This is a genomic window from Novosphingobium sp. B-7, from assembly GCF_000410615.1.
In the GTDB taxonomy this organism is placed as follows: Bacteria; Pseudomonadota; Alphaproteobacteria; order Sphingomonadales; family Sphingomonadaceae; genus Novosphingobium; species Novosphingobium capsulatum.
The window spans coordinates 1-389 of the sequence record NZ_KE148441.1 but is presented as its reverse complement, the minus strand read 5'-3'; the positions used below and the strand labels follow the sequence as shown (position 1 = coordinate 389).

Sequence of the window (389 nt, the reverse complement as noted above, 5' to 3'; positions counted from 1 at the left end):
CGCCCCCCCCCCCCGCCGATGCCGCCGATCAGTTCCACCAGCACCAGCAGCACGCAAAGCAGGCCATAGAGGGGCAGGGCGGCCCGCCGGAACCAATCCTGCGGCACGCGCGCCAGCACCATGGCCATGGTCAGGAACACGAAGAAGCGGGCGACGTGCATCAGCGCCCAGGGCTGGAAATGCCCGCCGGCCGCCGAATAGAGCACGGCCCCGCCAAAGCACACCAGCATCAGCAGCGGCAGCAGCACGCCCCAGGGCTGGCGGGAAAGACCGGTGGGAACATAGGCGCGGCGCATGGCGATCACTGCCCCCCGGTGGGCGCGGCACCGCCCGCCTGGGTGCCGCCAGAGGCCGGGCTCGGCGTCGGCTGCGGCTGCGGCGCATCGGGT

The 389-nt window shown here is 73.0% G+C and carries 1 pseudogene; it reads right to left on the bottom strand.

Features of this window, described 5'->3' with window-relative positions:
- Window positions 1–296, bottom strand: a pseudogene (locus H926_RS35010) (rod shape-determining protein RodA); the annotation flags it as partial.
- Window positions 297–389: the final 93 nt, after the last annotated feature.